Consider the following 20,629-nt stretch of genomic DNA (forward strand, 5'->3'; position numbering starts at 1 on the left):
ACGGTCTTCACGCAATCCAAGGAAACTGTAGGAGCCGGCTTGCCGGCGATGGACTCAAGTGCACCGGTTTTATCCAGCTAGCACGCGTTTTCGTTAACGACCATCGCTGGCAAGCCAGCYCCTACAAGAGACCGCGTCCGAGTCGAAAATGAAGTGACCTCTAACCAGTGCAAGCCAAAAACTGCCCACGCAATTACGCGTCAGACCGATCTCTCCCCCAACCACTGATCGAGCTTGGGCCACATTCGCTTGACCGCTGCCGGCCCGGCCACGAGGCTGACATGGCCACCCGGCAGCATTACCTCTTCCTTGTCCCGCGAGCTCACACCTGCCACCAAAGGCTGTGCGCACTCCGGTGGTACCAGAGAGTCATATTGTGCGATGACGTGCAGCAGCGAGACCCGGATGTTCTTCAACTCGACCGCTTGCCCACCAATCCGCAAGCGCCCTTCATACAGCGCATTTCTCTGCCCCAATTCCCGATGAATCTGACGGAAATACTCGCCGGGAAGTGGCAAGGTCTCGTCACTGAATCGCGCCATCATTCGGTAGCACCGGACGTAGTCGTCGTTCCACATGTTGTCCCAGAGCCGGGCACGACCGGCGATACGGCCGGCGGGACGATGCAGTTCAATGGCCTTCACGATGGTCTGCGACGGTACCAGGCCCGTTGCATCGATCAAGCGCTCGGCGTTGAAGTGACGTTGCTTGGCCAATGGCATTTTTGTCCAGTCAATGGGCGTGGTGAAACACACCAGATTCTTCAGCGGGCCCTTGGGATGCAGGGCTGCATAAAGCGTCGAAAGGACACCTCCCATGCAGTAGCCGACCAGCGTCACGTCGTCCACGCCGCAATCCTGCTGCACCCGCCGGATGCAATCAGGAATGAAGTCGAGCACGTAGTGCTCCAGCTTAAGGTGGGACTCTTCCGGGCTCGGCGCATTCCAGTCCATGACATACACATCGTAACCGCGTACCAGGAGAAACTCGATCATGCTCTGGCCCTTGGTCAAATCGAAGATGGCCGCCTTGCTGGTCGTCGCCATGACGAACAACAAGGGGACCCGGTAGATCTCGTCGCTGGTTGCATGATAGTGGTACAGGCGCAAGGTGCCACGACGATGCAGCAGCGTCTTGGGCGACAAGCCAACTGCTGGCGGCGGCGTGCCGAGATACTCCAGGTACTTGAGGCCACGCTGGACCATCATGCTCGCCTCCGAACGCAATCTGTCGGCCAGCGACATTCCGATGTCCCTGTTGTCATGAGGCCGAGTCATCACCACCTCCGACCTTTTTCTTACGTTTGGATGCCAGATTCAGCGGCGCCGGGAGTACCTCAACCAGTGGGCGTCGTGTGCGCGGGGGGCGCGGCGCAATGGTTACATGGGCGGGCGTGGCAACCAATTGGTCGAGCTTGTCCTCGACACGCTGCAAGCAAGCGGCAAGCACATTGATTTCAGACCGACTGGGCAGGTCCATACGCCTGAACAACAGTTCCAGCGAAGTCTGCGTCAGGTGCTGCAATCCGAGCGTGATCTTGGAGTACTGGTCGATCACAAGGCCCACTTCCTTCGAATCAATATTGCGCGCGGCCAGGGCATTTATGCGGTTTTCGAACCGGGTGATAGCATCGCGATACAGTTTGAACGGATCAGGTAATGCCATGACAAGTTCCTCGATCAAGGATTCACAGTGCAGTTTTTCTCGCTCGGGTAGGTTTGGCGTGCGGCCAGCCGGTCAAGGCCGGAAATGGCTTTGCGCCGCATCATTACGGTGGGCAACAACCAGGGCCTGATCAACAGGCGGCAGACACTGACAGCCTTTGGCGACAGCAACCGCAACAGGGCAATCCCCCAACGCTCGGTGACAACCCAGGTGGTCAGGGTCGAGGTGGCCACTTCATCCGCGGTGGTGCGCAGGCGCGAAGGCTTGCGTCGTCCTCGGTCGGCAATCTCGATTGTCCTATTCGCCGCCGGCTGTTGGGCGAAAACGTTGGTTAATGCATCGCCGATACGGTGCAGCGCGTCGCGACTCGCGCAATTGACCGAATCAAAGTTGAGAAACCCATGGAACTGACCCCGGTAGTGCAACAGCTGTACCGGCACGTCGGCTGCGCGCAGGCGGGCGGCATAGTCCAGGCCATCATCGCGAATCGGATCAAAACCGGCACTGACAAGGACTGCCGGCGCCAGACCACGCATGTCCGGGTTGCGGCGTGGCGAATACCAAGGGTCGAAAAGATCCAGCGTGGCGAACGAAGGGGCCAGGGTCCGCTCGATCCATTGCATAGCATGATCGGTCAGCATGGTTCGACCGAATGCGTTCTGCGCATAAGAAGGGAATCGTTCAATCAGTTCGGTTGCCGGGTAAACCAGCACTTGCAGGCTCAACTCCGGGCCGCCGCGACGCAGGCTTTCCTGGGCGACGGCAGCACAGAGATTGCCACCCGCCGAATCACCGCCAATCGCCAGGCGAGTAGTATCGATGCCCAACCCTGCGCCATTGCTTGCCATCCATTCCAGTGCCGCAAGCGCATCTGCCCGGCCGGCGGACAAGTCGTGCTCAGGCGCCAGGCGATAGCGTACTGCAATGACGATGCAGTTGGCACCCAGCGTGATGCTGCGGCAGATGCCATCTGCGGTGTCCAGATCTCCGATGATGAAGCCGCCACCGAAAAACCACATGAACGCGGGCTTTGGTTGCCCGTCATCTTCAGGTTTGAAGATACGCAAGGCGATGGCGCCGCCCGGACCGTCAATCAGTTGCTCGGTCACCGACTCAACCCGAGGGCGGCGCCCCAGTGCCAGAGCCGTCAATCGCCAGCCCTGGCGCAATCTGTGTAGCGAGTAGTCTTCCGCAGCACGCAGGCCCATGGAAAGGTTAGCCAGACGCAGAAAGGCTCGCGCCTCACGATCGGGTTGGTGCGCGCGCAACACGCGAGGCATGCCGATAGCGTATCGCTCAGGGTCCTTTTCTTGCTCTTCGTTATTTTTCATTGCCACTCCATTCGCCAAGGATCCGTATACCGTGCATCAGCAACAGACTACTGAGCACCACGGACTCCGGTGGCTACCCACAATGGGGGGGCCTCGAAAAATACTAAACCACGAAACGCCCGTTAAACGATTTAACCAATCTGTTGCGTCGAGCGGTTGAACCCACCGTCGTTTTCAGCCTTTTCTCACAGGCAGCAACCAGCCCAGGCTGTATGGAAACGCACWGAGTACGTCGAAAGCTGAGAGCTACGGGTGTTACCTGTGAAACCGGCAGGCGAAAAGCGCGAATTGCCTTAGCCAAGTACATAGGCGTTCATGATGCTGTTTGGGCCGCGTCAGCTGCACAAACAACCACTCATGGACGATCAGACGGCGAACTCACGTTCTGCTCGCTTCGAGCAGTCTTGCGGTGCCGAAAATGGTCATCATCCGTTTGAGGTTGTAGGCGAGAACATGACGGCTCATCTCCGGTGCTTACCCGCGGCAGGGTTTTGGTCAGGAAGTGGGTACTTCCCATCCAGTATTTGAGCGTTCCGAAAGGATGTTCAACGGTCCGGCGACGCCTAATCATCGTTGGATCATTTTCCAGCCGAGCTGGCATCGCATCGCATCGCTTCGACTGCAGTTTTATGTTCTCAGCGCTTTACCCGGCGCACCTTACCCGTCGCACATTGCTTCTGCATTGCGCAGGACTAGCAGCCCGAGAACCAATAACAGTGCAGAAGCATGCCATCTTCCACCGAAGAATGCCGCCGGGTCAGTAACTGTCCCGCAGGGCATCGATACTCGTCCGATGCAACAAGGTAGATGAAGTCCTGATTACCAAATCGGCCTTCGGCTTTGCTGCCGGAGGTCAGGGGTTTCGGTACGAAGGTGGTGATGCCAGCCTGCTCACAGGCAAGGATTTCCAGACCGTTGCAATAGCTTCGGTCGGCTACCACCGTTAGCGACTCCGCCTCGATTTCTTCATACACCTAGTTCGCCAAATTGCTCAGCTGCCCACGATCATTGCCAACGTCACCTCGTGGGCAATGATCAGATGGTGCTTATCGTCGGCCGCTGTTTGGACGTTGTGACCAACCGTCCGGTGCCTTGGTCGCTCGCGGCCATTGAGCGTGCATCTGGATCGGAAAGAGAGGTTTGTTGGTCTGGACGCTCGTGGAACTACACCTCCATTTCCTTGAGTATCTGCATCTGCTTTTTCAGTGTTTCTATCTATTCTTTAAGCCGCTCTGCTTTGGCTTCAGCCACTTCGGACGAAGCCCAATCTGCCGAATCCATTTCCGCCAGATATCGATCGATGCTCTGTTCAATCTGCTGCATGCGTACCTTCCCGAAGGGCTTGCTGGCTTAAGTTGTCACAGCAGAATTAACCGTGCTCTCTCACAGGAACTTCTTGGAGAGAATGCACATTTTTGGTTTCCTTAGGGCCTCACCAGAATGTCCGTTTCTGGCTGATTCTGTTGAAAAAGTAGATCTCCTGCCTGGCCTGCGGCAAAATCAGGTCATCGGCCAGCGGGGGGATTCGCAGCATGATGGGACAATTGTCGAGTGGGCAAGAGAGACTGTTTTACTCGTTCAGCATTGAAGATCACATCCCAGCCAATCACCTCCTGCGCAACATTGATCGATGCCTCGATCTAAGCGATCTACGCCATTACCTCGCCGACTTTTATAGCCCAATCGGGCGTCCTTCGATTGATCCTGAACTGATGATTCGCCTGCTGATCGTGGGCTATTGCTACGGCATTCGCTCCGAACGCAGGTTGTGCGAAGAGGCTCATTTGAACCAGGCATATCGCTGGTTCTGTCGGTTGAGCCTCGAAGACGAAGTCCCCAATCACTCTACGTTTTCCAAGAATCGGCACGGTCGTTTTCGCGACAGCTCGTTGTTTCGCTGGCTGTTCAACGAAGTGCTGCGTCGCTGCATGGACGCAGGTCTGGTCAAAGGCGAAGGTTTTGCTGTGGACGCCAGCGTCATCAAGGCGGACGCCAGTCGGCAACGTGGCGTACCCGGAAATGAAGAGATCAACTGGAGCGATCCGTCGCTTAGTACTCGGGCCGTCCGTGAGTACCTTGAAGCGCTGGATGAAGAAGCATTGAGCGAAGCACTGCCCAAGCGCCTGTCGCTGACTGACCCGCTTTCTGGTTGGACCGCAGCGCCAGGAGGCCCGGCGTTCTTCGCTTACTCGACGAACTACTTGATTGATGTCGAGCATGGCGTGATCATGAATGTGGAACCGACGCCAGCTCATCGAACCGCCGAGGTCGAGAGCACCAAGTCCATGATTGAGCGGATCGAAGAGCGCTTCGATATCAAACCGGATCGGCTCATCGGCGATACCGCTTATGGAACCGCACCGATGTTGGCCTGGATGGTCGACGAAAAAGACATCGAGCCGCATGTGCCGGTGTGAGACAAAACCGAGCGTAAGAACGAGAGTCTCTCGATCAGTGATTTTCAATGGAATGAAGAGGTGCAGGAATATCGTTGCCCCATGGGGTACGCCCTGCGTAGCGAGTGGCGGGCCTTCAAGAACCAGCGCTCACATGTCACGAAAGCCGACACAATCATCTTTCGATCCCGGCAAACAGACTGCTCTAAATGCTCGATAAAAGAGCGCTGCTGCCCAAACACCTCGTTCCGAAAAATCGCCCGTAGCGTCCATGAGGCGGCACGCAATGTTGCTCGGCGAATTGCTGCAACACCGCAATACGTGTGCTCTCGCCATGAGCGAAAAAAGGTCGAAATGTTGTTCGCTCACCTCAAACGAATCCTGAAGCTGGATCGATTAAGGCTACGGGGAATGACCGGTGCAAACGACGAATTTACCTTGGCTGCTGCGGTACAGAATTTAAGAAGACTGGCGAAACTGACCTCACAAGGGCCGCCGGCCACGGGATAGGTACGCACGGAATCAGCAAAAACCCTCAAATTAACCTACTAACCAAGCTGCAAAGATCAACGCAGAACCCAAAAACCACCCAGCGTGGTGAATAGGTTCTGAAGTGACGGCCAACCTTAATGTCTTCCAGTCTGAAATTTCGACTTTTTCAACAGAATTGGCCGATTTCTGCCTGTCGCGACCGGCTGAAAACGGCCCAGAGTGTGTAAAAACGCCTTCGTGAACCCTTGCTATGATTTCTTAGGATTTCATCGTAGGGATCGCCCATGAAGCGCTTTATCCAAGGTGAACATCGAGGCCAAGGCACCTTACTTCCCGAGAGCCTCGACGACTACGTCAGCGATACCAACCCGGTGCGCGTAGTCGACGTCTTCGTCGATGAACTCGACCTGGCCAAACTGGGTTTTGACGGTGCCATTCCGGCCGACACTGGCCGACCTGCTTACCATCCCTCGGTCTTGTTGAAGATCTAGCTACGGTTATCTCAACCGCATCCAGTCGAGACGATGGCTGGAGCGAGAAGCTCAACGCAACGTCGAACTGATGTGGCTGACCGGGCGTTTGATGCCGGACTTCAAGACCATCGCCAACTTCCGAAAAGACAACAGCAAAGCCATCAGAGGCGTCTGCCGCCAGTTCGTCGTGTTGTGTCAGCAGTTGGGACTGTTCGGAGAACATCTGGTCGCCATGGATGGCAGCAAATTTAAAGCCGTCAACAACCGCGACCGCAATTTCACCAGCGCCAAACTGAAGCGGCGAATGGAAGAAATTGAATCGAGTATCAATCGTTACCTGACGGCACTCGATGCTGCTGATCGGCAAGAACCAACAGCTACCGAGCCCAGCGCCGTGCGGCCGGAAGAGAAAATCGCCAAGCTCAAAACTCAAATGAAAGAGCTTCAGGCGATCGAAATTCAGCTCAATGAATCACCGGATAAACAGGTCTCACTGACCGATCCAGACAGCCGCTCCATGATGACGCGCGGCACGGGAATTGTTGGCTACAACGTGCAGACAGCGGTCGATACGCAGCACCATTTGATCGTTGCGCACGAGGTGACCAACGTTGGTTCCGACCGCGATCAACTCTGCTCGATGGCCAAGCAAGCCCGCGAGGCGATGGCCTCAGATACGTTGTCGGTGGTGGCTGACCGAGGTTACTTCAAAAGCGAACAAATCCTCGCTTGTCACGATGCAGGTATTACCGCCTATGTGCCCAAGCCGATGACCTCAGCAGCCAAAGCCGATGGGCGTTTCAACAATGATGCCTTCATCTACGACGCTTCAAAAAATGAATACATTTGTCGAGCTGGCGAGGCACTGATCTGGCACTACTCCTACGTTGAAAAAGGCCTGAAGTTGCATCGTTACTGGAGTTCGAAATGCCAGGGCTGCGCGTTGATGTCGCAATGCACCCCGAGCACGGAACGACGAGTTCGACGCTGGGAGCATGAAGTTGTATTGGAGGAAATGCAGCTTCGGCTGAGCAAAGCACCGGAGATGATGCGCGTCCGAAAACGGACGGTTGAGCATCCCTTCGGGACGCTCAAACAATGGATGGGGACGACACACTTCCTGACGCGAAAACTGGCCGGAGTGAGTGCGGAGATGAGCTTGAATGTTCTCGCCTACAACTTGAAAGGGGTCATGAAAATCATCGGTGCCAACGGTTTGATTAAAGCGCTGTTGGCCTAAAAAAGGCTGATTTTGGCCCATCCCAGAGACTGTAAAACGGCGTTGACGTGTTCCAGGTCGCGATTGATGCGACACGCAGCATTTGCCTTGTGATCGTTCCGCCACGAACGTCAATGATCCAAGACGATGAGGCCATGAGCGTTTTTACACACTCTGGGCCAAAAGCAGTCACTCACGTATCCGGCTGAATGGATAACCCTACCCGCTGTCACAAGTCACGCATTCTGTAACCTACTAAAAAATACTGAATGGATAATCGACTATCATGCGGTACTCATCTGCGTTCGAATTGCCACGGATATTGCCCGGAGCCGTATAGCCATCACCTGTACGGTGAGCAGCCCAACGCAGCGTTACAGTCACTCCCTTGGCCTTGCCGTCTGGCACTGCATAACGCAGGGCCACATCTCGTTCCCAATGATGAGCATCCTTTCCCGAAGCATTGTAAATGTATCCATAGCCCGGGTTCGCGGGGTCAACCCCAGTCAGGTCCGCTTCGCCTCGGGTATAGGACGTGCTGAGCTGCATGTTTGAAGGCCGCTCGCCCGGCAGTGCAGGTCTGCTCGCCATAGGCGTGGGTAAAAGAGGTGCCCTCTCTCGCAATACGGTCGATGCTGGGCGTTTCGTAACCCATCAGCCCTTGGTTATAGGCGCTGATATTGCTCACCCCGACATCGTCGCCAAAGATCACCAGGATATTCGGCTGCGCAGCACTGGCAAGTGGAAGACCCGCACAAAGCGGGACCACGAGCGCCAGGCGAGTAAACCACTGTCGTGCATTGAGCATTTCTTATTCTCCGATCATCGTGGCGACAGTGCGGCAACTCAGTGAGACAAGGACAAAAGGTGTCCTTGTCTGATTGTCACCACGCTCATTTGCACACCACTGTTATTCACAATGGAAGAATGATTGGAAGCACCATCAGACAAATTGTATTCATTGCCTCTGCTATAAATTTTCGTGATGACCGCTTATTGGACACTGATCTGGAAAGAGGTCCGCCAGATGTAGCTACAAAGTTAAATCCATCGTCGAATGCAAATAACATAAGCTTTGTATGAGCGATCCCTTAGGGCGATTGCGGCCCCTCATGACAGCCAGAAACCGGCCGTTAGATGCACAAAAAATAGGCGCCCCTATGGGCGCCCAAAACCGCCTCCCAACCAAGGAAGCAAAAAGGAAGCGGTAACTCAATGGTTAGCGTACGCGTTGGACAGAGTCCGCTAGCATCATACCTATCGGTTCAGAAGTGCCACTCAAGATGCACYGTCGGTGCGTAGGTGTCAGTACCCGGTTTGTGGATCGCTCCATATTTGTGTTTCCAGTACTCGTAGCCCGGTCCGATCAGCAGTTTGTTTTTACTGCCAAAGGCTATCTGCCCCACATCGACCATTAACGACGCGCGAACCAGGCTTTCCTCGGCCGTGTCCTGTTTAAAATAATCCTTGCCCTTCTGCGTCTTGTAACTGGCGAACCCTTGGAATTTGAGCGGCACACTGCCCAGTTGAAATGGGAAACCCCACACCATGTGCAGCACGTAATACGGATCGAACTGAATGTTCTCGGTCTGGCAAGCGTTCAACCCACAATGGTTCCATTCCATGGCGTAAAGCAGGCTGATATCCAGGTACCCGGGCACGTCGAACTTGAGTGTCGGGCCCACCACCAACATGCGCTTACGGGTCGCGAATTCGGTGTTCTTGTAGTTGAGTTCGACCCCACTGCTCAGCGCCACTTCCTTGACCGGACCGAAAGCCATTGAACGGTCAAAGACCTTGCTCAGAAACAGTTGATGGCGATAGACCAGATAGGCTTCTGTCGCGCCGGAGTTACTGTCCTTCTTCGGGTCATTGCTGTCGGACTTCAGGACGTCCAGATTGAAGAAGTTGGAACCCGTGTCATTGCCGCTGACATGACCCAGTTGGTAGATCTCCTTCTGGACCTTACCCCGCACGCTGGGCTCGGTGAAGTCGGTGCCATAGCGAAACCCGACAAAGGTATCGCTCCATTCCTTGGCGTTTACGCTGGTCGTGGCCAGGCTCATTACGCCAGCAGCCAGAAGTGCCTTGAAATACGTTTTTTGTAGTTGTTGTACGTACATAGTCAAGATTCCAATAAGTTCAGCCATGTGTTAGCCGTATGAACAGTGTTTCAGCGCTATGGATTTCAGGCGTGAGAACCCCGCGCCCGCTTAGTCATAACGACCGGGATCAAACGATCAAATGCACTGCTAGTGACTGAAAACGGTCCGACGCAGACGGTGAAACGCTTGCGCACTTAAAATCAACTTCAACCTCTAGAATATCGCGTGGACTGCCAGGCCATTATTTGCCAACCCGCGTCGCCCTCTCTCCAGACGCTGATATAACGCGAGTTCAACAGCATGGGCTCACCCCGAATAATCACATCCATGTCGATCAGCCCGGTGATGACGGCGCAGGTTCCTACCATACGTATGCGCTCTTGCTGACTGTCGAAACTTCGATAGTGCCAGATCCCTGCGCGCATTCCCTGCAGATAGTCACTCTTGCTATCGCTCTTACCATCGGAGTGGCTATAAGTAAGATCGTCGGTATAGATGCCTTCCAGAAAGTCCATGTCCAAGTCGATCATCGCCTGACGACGGCGTACTTCAAGGGCTTCAATGTGTTGTTTTGTCTGTTGCTCTAACATGCTTAAAACTCCGTGCTTGGCGGTTGATCGCATCCGCGATTAGCGGAATAACCGAATGAGTACTCTCATCTACGAATGGCGGGTTTCCAGTGGCGCGCTTTGCGCAGAATTTACCTCGGGGATTTCTGCATGGGGCATGAAAAACATGGTGATCGTTGCCAAGGCAAAGAAGCCTGCGCAGACCAGCAACCCCAACGCCAAGCTGTAATGGGTGGCAATACCACTCAACAGTAACGGGGCAAACGCCGCCAGGCCGCGGCCGAAGTTGAAGCAGAAGCCGGCACCGATCGTGCGCACCCGGGTGGGGTAAAGGGCGCTGAAGTACGACGCGAACAGACTGGCAAAGGCATAGAAGAAGGCATAGACCGGCCCCAGCCAGAACAGGATGGCGTTCTGTGTGGTCAGGGCATAAATCGACAGCATGACGGCACTGCCCAGCAGTGAAAGCAACGTAGCGTTTCTTTTGCCGATGTGGTCGGCAATGAAGCCAAATGCGTTAATCCCGATGAACGCGCCGATGTTCAGGATTGCCATGAAATTGGCCATCATGCCCATGTTTAGACCACGCTCTTGCACCAGGTAGGTCGGCAACCAAGTGCTCGCGCCCCAGAAGCCGATGACTGCACAACTGGCTGCCAGGGTACCCAACAGGGTCAGCCGCAGCAGTTCAGGAGCAAAGATTTCGCTGACCGAGACGCGCATCTGAAGCTTGGGGTTGGCAAGGCTCTTGGCCTTCTGCTCTTGCCATTCCCGGGATTCGGGCACAAAGAAAAAGAGGTACGCCACTGGGATCAGCGTCGAGATACCCGCCACCAGAAATAGCATCTTCCAGTCCGGCAGGTAGTTTGCCGCGGCCATTGCCGCGATGGCGGCGCCGATCGGGAAGGAACTCAGCACAAAACCGGTCGCTCTTGCACGCTGATGCGCAGGCCAGGTCTCCGTCACATAGGCAGAGACAATTCCCCAGACACCACCCAGCCCCAACCCAGAAAGGAAGCGAAGCAACAGGAGCAAGGCCCAACTGTGGGTAGTCGCAACCAGGGTGGTCAGCACACCAAACACAATCAACGATATGAGCAGTGCCTTGCGTCGACCAAAGTTATCGGAGTACCAGCCGGTGGTGATGCTGCTAAAACCGATACCCAGCAGGGTCGCCGAAGCGAGCATACCGGCCTCGTTGAAGCTCAGGCCGAGATCCTGGCGGATCACCGGCAGCGCGATAGTCAGCAGGATGATTTCCATGGCATCGAACAGATACGCCAGGAAGCCGCCGACAAGCACATGCCACTTCGAAAGAGATTTCATCGTGGTTTTCCTTATTTTTGTTGTTGTGCCAGTCCGATGGATCGGGCGCGATCAGCCAAAGCGCGCAATCAGTCGGGCTGGGGGATTTACTTTTTTTACGGAGGGCGTAGTCAGTTAGAGGAGCAGGCAGGCTTCCTCAAATTCGAGACGCGGGCTGCGTGCAAATAACTTGGCGGTATCGCCATAACCGAGGTTGCATAAGAAGTTTGATTTGATCTGCATGCTGGCAAAGGCAGGCGGCCGGTCGGTGTCAGGGGTGAAAAAAGCTTGATCAACCCACTGATGATCAAACCCGGACATGGGACCGCAGTCGAGCCCCAAGGCGCGCGCCGCGAGGATGAAGTAGCCGCCTTGCATCGAACTGTTGCGTAGCGCCGTTGACTCGATCAACTCCGGCTGCCCAGCAAACCAATCGCGCACGCCGGGATTGTGCGGAAACAGCTTGGGCAATTGCTCGTGGAATAGCGTGTCGTAACCGATGATGGCAGTCACCGGTGCACTTATTGTCTTTTCAACGTTGCCAGCGCTCAGTGCCGGAAGCAGGCGCTGTTTAGCCTCGGCGCTACGCACAAACACGATACGTGCCGGACAACCGTTAGCACTCGTCGGCCCCCAACGCATCAGGCCATAAAGGTTTTTGAGTGTGTCATCGCTCACTGTTTGATCGAGCCAGCCGTTCTGGCTTCGGGCCTGGCGAAACAGCAGGTCAAGCCCCTGCTCGGTCATTGCTTTACTCATGGCATCGGTCCTTTTGAGAGAGATCAACTGTGCCGCTGGCGGGACGTCGCAGACCGAGGTTCGGTCTGTTGCGTTTCACACTTGCCACCAAGGAAATACTCCACCGACATCGGTGGCCCCCACTGATAGAGGCTATCGTCACAGGCTTGGGTGAAGCCTGACGGTGAGTCCTGGTTGAACAAGTCACCGTCCGTGAAATGCTCGATGAGGTTGCCGGACGGGTCGCTCCAGTAATCGAAGATCTGGCTGCCCAACACATGTCGGCCCACCCCCCAAAATGGCGACCAGCCTTGCTGGGTCATCCAAGCATGTCCCAGGCACTGCGCGTCGAAGTCTTGAACCTCGTAGGAAACGTGATGGACGAAGTCTTTTTCCGCCTGGAACAGTGCAATGGTGTGATGGTCAGTCCATGCACTCCCACGGTTCAATCGCAGGAAGGCCGCCGCCGGGCAGTCCCGATTGGGCTCTTCAACCACCAGATCGGAGGGCAGCATGCCAAGCACCTGCTTGTACCAGTCCAGATGCGCGACCATGTCCTGTACGCCGATTGCCGCATGGCCGAGACGCAACACTTGCGCAGCACCTTTATTGGGGCGTTGCACATCGCCGAAGCGCTGTTTTTCTTGCGCCGAGTTAATGGTCAACGCCGCGCGAAGGTCTAGAGAACCCACCGGTTCAATGCCGTGGACCAACTCAATCCGGCGGCCGGACGGATCGTGCAGCACGACACATTGCCCACCTCCGGGCCCCTCTAGTGCGTGGATGGCTGACGCACCCGACAGCTGAGTGGCCTGGTGCAGGTCGTCGAGACTCTCGACGGCGAATGCAATGGCGCCAAAGCTGCTGTGTTCGGCCTTTTCGGCGATATACACATAAGGCAGCGAACAGGCCCCACGCAGGTAAAGCCGCTGTTCGGTCCGGTGCATAACGACCAGGCCGAAATCGGTCAGGAAGCGTTCGATCACCGCGAGATCGGGATGACAGTAGACGACGTGGTTGATGTCTTTTATCTGCAACACGAAAGTGCCTCCTTGGCCGCTTTCAGAGCGGTGCTCTAGAAGCGGGCCATCGACAAAACTCAAGGCTGCCCGGTTGGATTTGTTCGGGCACACCCTTCAATGAGCGGAACAACAGGTCCGTCGATTTCAGGGCAGCAGGGTCTGCGAACGGCAAAGTCGTTCGGCAAACATGTGACAGCCATGGATCGATGGGTCAGCCGTCGGCCACGTGCAGCCGGATCGGTTGTTCCGCTATCTCGAAAGTGAATCTGACGCGTGGCTTCAGACCGATGAAGGCTCGTCGGCAATCAAATTGCTCAGCGTGCCGAGTCCTTCGATTTCTACGGTGCACAGATCGCCAGGCTTCATGAACAGCGGTGGACGGCGCGCCCAGCCGATCCCCGCAGGCGTGCCGGTGACGATGACATCACCGGGCTCCAGAGTGACTGCTTCACTGAGGGTGGAAATCAGGTCGACGACGCTGAAGATCATATCCGCGGTGTTGCCCTGCTGCACGATCGCCCCATTGAGGCGAGTCACCAGTTTCAGGCCGCTGGCGCCTGGTGGCAGTTCGTCGGCACTGACGAAGGTCGGGCCAAACGCGCCCGTAGCATCGAAGTTCTTGCCAATCGTCCATTGCGGCGATTTGAACTGGTAATCGCGGATTGAGGCTTCATTGAAGATCGCATAACCCGCAACATGTTCCAGAGCGCGATCCTTGGTGATGTGTCGGCCACCGGTACCAATGACGACCGCCAGTTCACCTTCGAAATCCAGTTGCTCGGAGACACGGGGACGAATGATGGGTTCGCCATGGCCAATCAGGCTCGAGGCGAAACGAGGAAAAAACGTTGGGTAGGTCGGCTGCTCGTATGGGCTTTCCTTGGTGTGATCGGCATAGTTCAAGCCGACACAGACAATCTTGCCTGGACGCTCGAGAGGTGGCAGGTAACGAATTTTCGACGGATCCAGCAAACGCGCATCGCTCAAACGCTCGTGGGCGGATTTCAATGCGCCCTCACCTGCCTGGAGCAGGTCATGGAGCGAACCCGGGTAGCCGGCTTCGTTTTCGTTCAAACCGCGCAGGACGCCCGCTTGCTCAATACCCAGCCCTTTGGAAGTGCCTTCTACGAATCGTACAAAACGCATGATCTGTGCCTCTATTATTCTTATGTATTTTCGAAATGGTACGGTACGTTACCGTACCCTTGAGACGAAAGGTGCACCCAAACGAAAAGCGGGTCAAGAGTGCTGAACACCTTTTTTGTAATTTTTTTTGGCTTACTTAAACGTTCGATGCATGCCTGTCCGGCTGGAACGCATACCTAGAGCCGCGTACGCTATGGCAAACTTCGCAGCGTACTTTTTAGGAATACCCGAGCGCCACATGGAAACCCCTACCCCCAAACAGGCAGCAAAGCGGCAAAGCATTCTCAAAGTGGCAACCGACATGTTCCTCACCGATGGGTACTCCGGGGTCAGTGTCGACGGGCTTATTGCGAAAACCGGTGGATCAAAGCGCACGATCTACAGCTACTTTGGCGGCAAGGAAGGGTTGTTTTCGGCGATTATCGAGCAGCTCTGTGCGGAGAATGTCAGCCCCCTCACCCACATGGATCTCAAGCAACAGCCCTTGCAAGACGCCCTGTCGACCATCGCGAAGATCTTTCTGGATGTGGTGCTTTCACCTCGCACCATCGCCCTGCACCGCTTGATTGTTGCCGAAGCGCTTCGAGCTCCGGAGGCGGCGCGGTCGTTCTTTGACGCCGCACCGGCGACGGCTTACAACTGCCTGGCCGAGTACTTCAAATGGGCCGAAGAAGCCGAACTGATCACCTCAGGCAACGCCCATATCCGCGCAAAGATTTTCCTCGATGCCCTGACCGGTGATCTGCAATTGCGTTGCTTGCTCGGGCTTGGCAAGTGCCCTTCGACATCGGAAAGGGAACACCTGATCACAGAGACCATCTCCATTTTCATCAACGGCGTGTCACCCAAGCAGTGTTAGGCCGTGGGATTGCTTTAACTGATCAATGAGTCGATTGCGAAGCTAATGGAATCGCCTTTCAACGCGCCAGTCGATATTTGGATTAAGGCTTCTGCTGGACCTTTAACATTCGCAACAGCGTGAATCCCTAATTTCGTGGTGCCCACCTAGGCATCTCAACCATAATGGTTAGAGATACCTAAGGAGTCAGATGCTATTTGATAGCACTTCAAGACGACCCATTAGCAGCCTTTGGTTTGCATCCGCCATCTCACGTAAGAAACTCCAGGTCGCCTTCATCCGAGCAATGTCCTTGAACTCAATTGGCATCAACATCCAGAACGTCCTGGTGAACTCGATCTGCTCACCCAGCACTCGTTTTAAACATGGATCCGCATCTGCAGAGAATGATGGAAGAATGGCAATGCCCGCCCCGGCTGCGGCGGCCTGTTGCTGCGCGAGAATGCTGGTACTCCGTAGCACAATGTGACGGGGCTGACCTATTTCATCGAGATAAAGCAGTTCTTTGCTGTACATCAAGTCTTCGATATAACTGACGAAATTGTGTTTACTCAGATCTTCGCGGCTTTCAATTGACGGATGCTGCGCCAAATAACTGCTCGAGGCATAGAGCTTGAGCACGTAATCAGTGAGTTTAGTAATGATGAACGGGCCACGTACCGGCCGCTCTAAGGTAATTACGATATCGGCCTCATGTCTCGACAGTTGCACCATGCGCGGTACCGCCAATAAATCGATACGTAGATTTGGATAGCGCTTGGTTAGCGCAACCAATTGCGGAGCGAGCATGGTGGATCCGTAACCCTCAGTCACACCGATCCGCACCTGCCCGGAAAGACTCTCTCCCTGCCCAGCTTTGGATTGTACGATTGCCGAGCATGCGTTTTCCATCGCCTCTGCGTGTGGCAACAGATTCCGTCCCGCTTCAGTCAAGCTATAGCCCGTAGTTGCTCGAAGAAACAACTGAGTATCCATGCTTTTTTCCAAAGCCTGTACACGGCGTGAAACCGTCGTGTGGTCAACCCCTAATCTACGCGCAGCCACCGTCAACTTGCTTGCACGGGAAAGTTCTAGGAAGTAGCGCAAATTGTCCCAATCCATGAAACACACCTCATAGCCGTGCAAAAACGCAGAATAACCCTGCGCCAAGCCACATTGCTACAAGCAAAAATGCACTGCTAGGATCAATGCCAGGGTTCTCATCGCATCGCGGTGAGATCAGCCACCGAAACTTCTTTTGAAAGGCTCGATTGATCATGGCAGCGCAAATCAACGAACGTACAGTACCAACCGTCAAACTGATGATCGGCRGCAAGCTGATCGAATCCACCACCAACCAATGGCGCGATGTGGTCAACCCGGCCACCCAGGAAGTCCTAGCCCGCGTACCCTTCGCCACAAGCGAGGAAATGAATGCTGCTGTGGCAAGCGCGAAGGAAGCCTTCAAAACTTGGCGCAAAACCTCCATCGGCACACGCGCGCGGATCTTCCTCAAGTATCAGCAATTAATCCGCGAGAACATCAAGGAGCTTGCGGCGATTCTTACTGCTGAACAGGGTAAGACCCTGCCCGACGCCGAGGGAGACGTCTTCCGCGGCCTTGAAGTGGTCGAGCACGCGGCCAACATCGGCAATCTGCAAATGGGGGAGTTGGCCAACAACGTGGCCGGCGGCATCGACACTTATACCCTGCTGCAACCGTTGGGTGTATGTGCCGGCATAACTCCATTCAACTTCCCGGCGATGATCCCGCTGTGGATGTTCCCGATGGCCATCGCCACCGGCAACACCTTCGTCCTAAAACCCTCCGAGCAGGATCCTATGGTCACCATGCGTTTGGTCGAATTAGCGATGGAAGCCGGAGTTCCGCCGGGTGTACTCAACGTGATTCACGGTGGAGTCGATGCAGTTAATCTGATTTGTGATCACCCGGACATCAAGGCGGTGTCTTTTGTTGGTTCGACTAAGGTTGGGACCCATGTCTATAACCGCGCCATTCTTAATGGCAAGCGTGCACAGTGCATGATGGGTGCAAAGAACCATGCCATCGTCATGCCGGACGCGAACAAGCAACAGACGCTCAATAACTTGCTTGGCGCCGCTTTCGGTGCGGCCGGTCAACGTTGCATGGCACTGCCTGTGGTCATCCTGGTAGCCGAAGCACAGAACTGGCTGCCGGAACTTATTGATAAGACCAAAACCCTAAAAATCGGTGCCGGAGACGAAGCGGGCACTGACATCGGCCCCGTAATTTCTAGTGCTGCGTTAGATCGCATCAGTAGCCTGATCGCCATGGGCATCAAGGAAGGTGCGGAGCTGGAGTTGGATGGACGTAACCCGCAGGTGAGTGGCTACGCTACAGGCAACTTCGTCGGCCCAACGATCTTCTCCAACGTCACCTCCGAGATGAGCATTTACCGAGARGAAATCTTCGGGCCAGTGCTCTGTGTGATGTCCGCAGCTACGCTCGACGAAGCGATCGCCCTGATAAATGCCAATCCGAACGGCAACGGCACTGCCCTCTTCACTCGCTCCGGTGCTGCGGCTCGCCACTTCCAGGAAGAGATCGATATCGGTCAGGTCGGCATCAATGTGCCCATCCCGGTACCAGTTCCATTGTTCTCCTTCACTGGCTCGCGCGCGTCTAAACTCGGCGACTTGGGTCCATATGGCAAGCAGGTGGTGCAGTTCTACACTCAGACCAAGACAGTTACCCAGCGTTGGTTTGATGAAGACGAGGTGGGTGGCCCAGTGAACACTACTATCACCCTTAAGTGATCTACGCGTGCCCTAGTCAATCTCTGACTACGGCACGTGACCGCTGAATGTTTTCTGTTGAGCGTCACCATTACACGAAGCGTTGTTGATGATAGCGCATGCGTTTGTTGGGCAACTCCGATGGTTTTGAAAACCAACATTCTTCGATGACGGGATGTCCGAAAAGCGACAAGTACACACGTCCCTGCTGCGTCTGAGCCTCAAACAGCAGCCTTGCCGAGTGCTGCACCGGGCAGCGTTCATGTCCAAACAGCAAGTTTTTTGGAGGCCTTCACTGATGACTTGCAACTCAGAAGTCTATTCGGATAGCTGCCTGCATCCCTACAAACGAGACAGAGCGCCTAATCTAACAAATCGCATCCATTGCTTAGACGCCAACAACCGGCTGAGCCCGCCACTCGTGTAATCAAACGCAAGATCGCCCCCTTCTAAATCAGTGAACAATCGACTTTCCATACTGAAGGCCTTTAACTCTGGAGCAAGCCATGCAAGATCTCGATCCCGTCGAAACTCAGGAATGGCTGGACGCCCTGGAATCGGTTCTCGACAAAGAAGGCGAAGACCGTGCTCACTATCTGATGACCCGTATGGGTGAACTCGCAACCCGCAGCGGTTCGCAGTTGCCCTACGCCATCACCACGCCTTACCGCAACACGATCCCCGTTACCCACGAAGCACGCATGCCCGGCGACCTGTTCATGGAACGCCGCATACGTTCATTGACTCGCTGGAATGCTGTGGCTTTGGTGATGCGCACCAACCTGCAGGACTCTGATTTGGGCGGGCACATTTCCACCTATGCCTCTTCAGCGACTTTGTATGACGTTGGCTTCAACTACTTCTTCCAGGCCCCGACCGACGAACACGGCGGCGATCTGATCTTCTTCCAGGGCCCCGTCGCTCCGGGTGTCTACGCCCGTGCGTTCATGGAAGGTCGCATCACCGAAGACCAGATGAATAACTTCCGTCAGGAAGTCGACGGTCAGGGCCTGTCGTCCTACCCGCACCCATGGCTGATGCCTGACTTCTGGCAATTCCCGACGGTATCCATGGGGCTGGGCCCGATCCAGGCGATCTACCGGGCACGTTTCATGAAGTACCTGGAAGCCCGTGACTTCATCCCTGAAGGCAAACAAAAAGTCTGGTGTTTCCTGGGCGACGGCGAGTGCGACGAGCCGGAATCCCTGGGCGCGATCTCCCTGGCTGGCCTCGAGAAGCTCGACAACCTGATCTTYGTCATCAACTGCAACCTRCAGCGCCTCGACGGCCCGGTTCGCGGSAAYGGCAAGATCATCCAGGAACTCGAAGGCGTGTTCCGCGGTGCYCAGTGGAACGTGACCAAAGTCATCTGGGGCCGTTTCTGGGACCCRCTGCTGGCCAAGGACGTCGACGGYATCCTGCAACGTCGCATGGACGAAGTCATCGACGGCGARTACCAGAACTACAAAGCCAAAGACGGCGCGTTCGTGCGTGAACACTTCTTCAACTCGCCAGAACTCAAGGCGATGGTTGCTGATCTGTCCGACGACGAGATCTGGAAACTCAACCGWGGCGGCCACGACCCGTACAAGGTCTACGCGGCGTACCACGAAGCGGTCAACCACAAAGAACARCCRACYGTCATCCTGGCCAAGACCATCAAAGGTTATGGCACCGGYGCCGGCGAAGCGAAGAACACCGCGCACAACACCAAGAARGTTGATGTTGAAAGCCTGAAGCTGTTCCGCGATCGTTTCGACATCCCGGTCAARGACGAAGAGCTGGAAAAYCTGCCGTTCTTCAAGCCRGAGCCAAACAGCGCCGAAGCCCGCTACCTGAGCGAGCGCCGCACTGCAYTGGGCGGTTTCGTACCACARCGYCGYGCGMAGAGCWTCAGCGTGCCRACSCCGCCACTCGATACCCTCAAGGCMATCCTTGAYGGYTCRGGCGACCGYGARATYTCYACSACCATGGCTTTCGTGCGGATCCTCGCGCARCTGGTCAARGACAARGAMATCGGCYCRCGCATCGTTCCGATCATCCCGGACGAAGCCCGTACCTTCGGTATGGAAGGCATGTTCCGYCAGTTGGGCATCTACTCSTCCGTCGGCCAGCTCTACGAGCCAGTCGATAAAGACCAGGTGATGTTCTACAAGGAAGACAAGAAGGGCCAGATYCTCGAAGAAGGCATCAACGAAGCAGGCGCCATGAGCTCCTTCATCGCYGCCGGTACTTCGTACTCCAGCCACAACCAGCCAATGCTGCCGTTCTACATCTTCTACTCGATGTTCGGCTTCCAGCGTATCGGCGACCTGGCATGGGCCGCCGGCGACAGCCGCACCCGTGGCTTCCTGATCGGCGGCACCGCCGGCCGGACCACGCTGAACGGCGAAGGCCTGCAACACGAAGACGGTCATAGCCATATCCTGGCCGCTACCATCCCGAACTGCCGCACCTTTGATCCAACCTACGGCTACGAGCTGGCGGTGATCATTCAGGACGGCATGAAGAAGATGACCGAAGAGCAGCAGGACGTTTTCTACTACATCACCG

The 20,629-nt window shown here is 55.5% G+C and carries 14 protein-coding genes and 4 pseudogenes; 5 read left to right on the top strand and 13 right to left on the bottom strand.

Going from position 1 to position 20,629, the window contains the following annotated elements; all coding sequences use genetic code 11:
* Positions 1-200 precede the first annotated feature (200 nt).
* The 4 genes and pseudogenes from AC1D2P_RS05380 to AC1D2P_RS05395 form a co-directional block, all read right to left on the bottom strand.
* Entirely contained in the window at positions 201-1,208 is a 1,008-nt protein-coding gene (locus tag AC1D2P_RS05380; RefSeq protein WP_477757274.1) for an alpha/beta fold hydrolase, read from the bottom strand.
* Positions 1,209-1,260: 52 nt separating this feature from the next.
* Entirely contained in the window at positions 1,261-1,665 is a 405-nt protein-coding gene (locus AC1D2P_RS05385) for a hypothetical protein (protein WP_258668209.1), read from the bottom strand.
* Positions 1,666-1,679: 14 nt separating this feature from the next.
* Positions 1,680-2,996: an alpha/beta hydrolase gene (locus tag AC1D2P_RS05390; RefSeq protein WP_258668208.1), complete on the bottom strand. Its 1,317-nt coding sequence runs from the start codon at positions 2,994-2,996 to the stop codon at positions 1,680-1,682.
* Positions 2,997-3,374: 378 nt separating this feature from the next.
* Positions 3,375-4,328 (bottom strand): annotated as a pseudogene (locus AC1D2P_RS05395) (transposase); the annotation flags it as partial.
* A 200-nt stretch (positions 4,329-4,528) separates the two neighbouring features.
* Here AC1D2P_RS05395 and AC1D2P_RS05400 point away from each other — a divergent pair.
* Both AC1D2P_RS05400 and AC1D2P_RS05405 read left to right on the top strand, forming a co-directional pair.
* Positions 4,529-5,902: pseudogene (locus tag AC1D2P_RS05400) on the top strand (transposase).
* Positions 5,903-6,168: 266 nt separating this feature from the next.
* A pseudogene (locus AC1D2P_RS05405) lies at positions 6,169-7,597 on the top strand (IS1182 family transposase).
* Between the two features lie 234 nt (positions 7,598-7,831).
* Here AC1D2P_RS05405 and AC1D2P_RS05410 read toward each other — a convergent pair.
* From AC1D2P_RS05410 to AC1D2P_RS05445, 8 genes and pseudogenes are all read right to left on the bottom strand, one after another.
* Positions 7,832-8,107 (bottom strand): annotated as a pseudogene (locus AC1D2P_RS05410) (OprD family outer membrane porin); the annotation flags it as partial.
* Positions 8,073-8,384: a sulfatase-like hydrolase/transferase gene (locus AC1D2P_RS05415; RefSeq protein WP_258668207.1), complete on the bottom strand. Its 312-nt coding sequence runs from the start codon at positions 8,382-8,384 to the stop codon at positions 8,073-8,075. The gene AC1D2P_RS05415 and the pseudogene AC1D2P_RS05410, both read right to left, overlap by 35 nt.
* 457 nt (positions 8,385-8,841) lie before the next feature.
* A complete protein-coding gene (locus AC1D2P_RS05420) occupies positions 8,842-9,699 on the bottom strand; it encodes a hypothetical protein (protein ID WP_258668206.1) in 858 nt (285 codons plus the stop codon).
* Between the two features lie 188 nt (positions 9,700-9,887).
* Positions 9,888-10,271, bottom strand: a complete 384-nt coding sequence (locus AC1D2P_RS05425) for a nuclear transport factor 2 family protein (protein ID WP_258668205.1) — start codon at positions 10,269-10,271, stop codon at positions 9,888-9,890.
* Between the two features lie 69 nt (positions 10,272-10,340).
* Complete coding sequence (locus AC1D2P_RS05430) at positions 10,341-11,576, bottom strand: MFS transporter (RefSeq protein ID WP_258668204.1); 1,236 nt, start codon at positions 11,574-11,576, stop codon at positions 10,341-10,343.
* A gap of 114 nt (positions 11,577-11,690) precedes the next feature.
* Positions 11,691-12,314, bottom strand: coding sequence for a malonic semialdehyde reductase (locus AC1D2P_RS05435; protein ID WP_258668327.1), 624 nt, complete (start codon positions 12,312-12,314; stop codon positions 11,691-11,693).
* 23 nt (positions 12,315-12,337) lie between these two features.
* Entirely contained in the window at positions 12,338-13,333 is a 996-nt protein-coding gene (locus AC1D2P_RS05440; protein WP_258668203.1) for a 2,4,5-trihydroxytoluene oxygenase, read from the bottom strand.
* Positions 13,334-13,594: 261 nt separating this feature from the next.
* Positions 13,595-14,461 (bottom strand): fumarylacetoacetate hydrolase family protein, encoded by an 867-nt coding sequence (locus AC1D2P_RS05445; RefSeq protein WP_258668202.1) that lies wholly within the window; start codon positions 14,459-14,461, stop codon positions 13,595-13,597.
* A gap of 238 nt (positions 14,462-14,699) precedes the next feature.
* Between AC1D2P_RS05445 and AC1D2P_RS05450 the strand changes: the two genes are divergently transcribed.
* Positions 14,700-15,320 carry a TetR/AcrR family transcriptional regulator gene (locus tag AC1D2P_RS05450; protein ID WP_258668201.1) on the top strand — a complete coding sequence of 207 codons (621 nt, stop codon included), beginning with the start codon at positions 14,700-14,702 and terminating at the stop codon, positions 15,318-15,320.
* A 186-nt stretch (positions 15,321-15,506) separates the two neighbouring features.
* Here AC1D2P_RS05450 and AC1D2P_RS05455 read toward each other — a convergent pair whose 3' ends face one another.
* Entirely contained in the window at positions 15,507-16,421 is a 915-nt protein-coding gene (locus AC1D2P_RS05455; RefSeq protein WP_258668200.1) for a LysR family transcriptional regulator, read from the bottom strand.
* Positions 16,422-16,576: 155 nt separating this feature from the next.
* Between AC1D2P_RS05455 and AC1D2P_RS05460 the strand changes: the two genes are divergently transcribed.
* On the top strand, positions 16,577-18,097 hold the full coding sequence (locus tag AC1D2P_RS05460; protein WP_477811336.1) for a CoA-acylating methylmalonate-semialdehyde dehydrogenase: 1,521 nt from the start codon (positions 16,577-16,579) through the stop codon (positions 18,095-18,097).
* Positions 18,098-18,582: 485 nt separating this feature from the next.
* Positions 18,583-20,629, top strand: a 2,047-nt coding sequence (gene aceE / locus AC1D2P_RS05465; RefSeq protein ID WP_477811337.1) for a pyruvate dehydrogenase (acetyl-transferring), homodimeric type, incomplete at its 3' end; no start/stop codon positions are given.

The sequence above is a fragment of the Pseudomonas sp. P1_F1_2 genome, assembly GCF_056405815.1.

Coding starts and splice junctions, on each gene's coding strand:
- AC1D2P_RS05445 (WP_258668202.1), bottom strand. CDS start 14,461: ATGCGTTTTGTACGATTCGTAGAAGGCACTTCCAAAGGGCTGGGTATT.
- AC1D2P_RS05455 (WP_258668200.1), bottom strand. CDS start 16,421: ATGGATTGGGACAATTTGCGCTACTTCCTAGAACTTTCCCGTGCAAGC.
- AC1D2P_RS05380 (WP_477757274.1), bottom strand. CDS start 1,208: ATGATGGTCCAGCGTGGCCTCAAGTACCTGGAGTATCTCGGCACGCCG.
- AC1D2P_RS05385 (WP_258668209.1), bottom strand. CDS start 1,665: ATGGCATTACCTGATCCGTTCAAACTGTATCGCGATGCTATCACCCGG.
- AC1D2P_RS05425 (WP_258668205.1), bottom strand. CDS start 10,271: ATGTTAGAGCAACAGACAAAACAACACATTGAAGCCCTTGAAGTACGC.
- AC1D2P_RS05430 (WP_258668204.1), bottom strand. CDS start 11,576: ATGAAATCTCTTTCGAAGTGGCATGTGCTTGTCGGCGGCTTCCTGGCG.
- AC1D2P_RS05415 (WP_258668207.1), bottom strand. CDS start 8,384: ATGCTCAATGCACGACAGTGGTTTACTCGCCTGGCGCTCGTGGTCCCG.
- AC1D2P_RS05450 (WP_258668201.1), top strand. CDS start 14,700: ATGGAAACCCCTACCCCCAAACAGGCAGCAAAGCGGCAAAGCATTCTC.
- AC1D2P_RS05390 (WP_258668208.1), bottom strand. CDS start 2,996: ATGAAAAATAACGAAGAGCAAGAAAAGGACCCTGAGCGATACGCTATC.
- AC1D2P_RS05435 (WP_258668327.1), bottom strand. CDS start 12,314: ATGAGTAAAGCAATGACCGAGCAGGGGCTTGACCTGCTGTTTCGCCAG.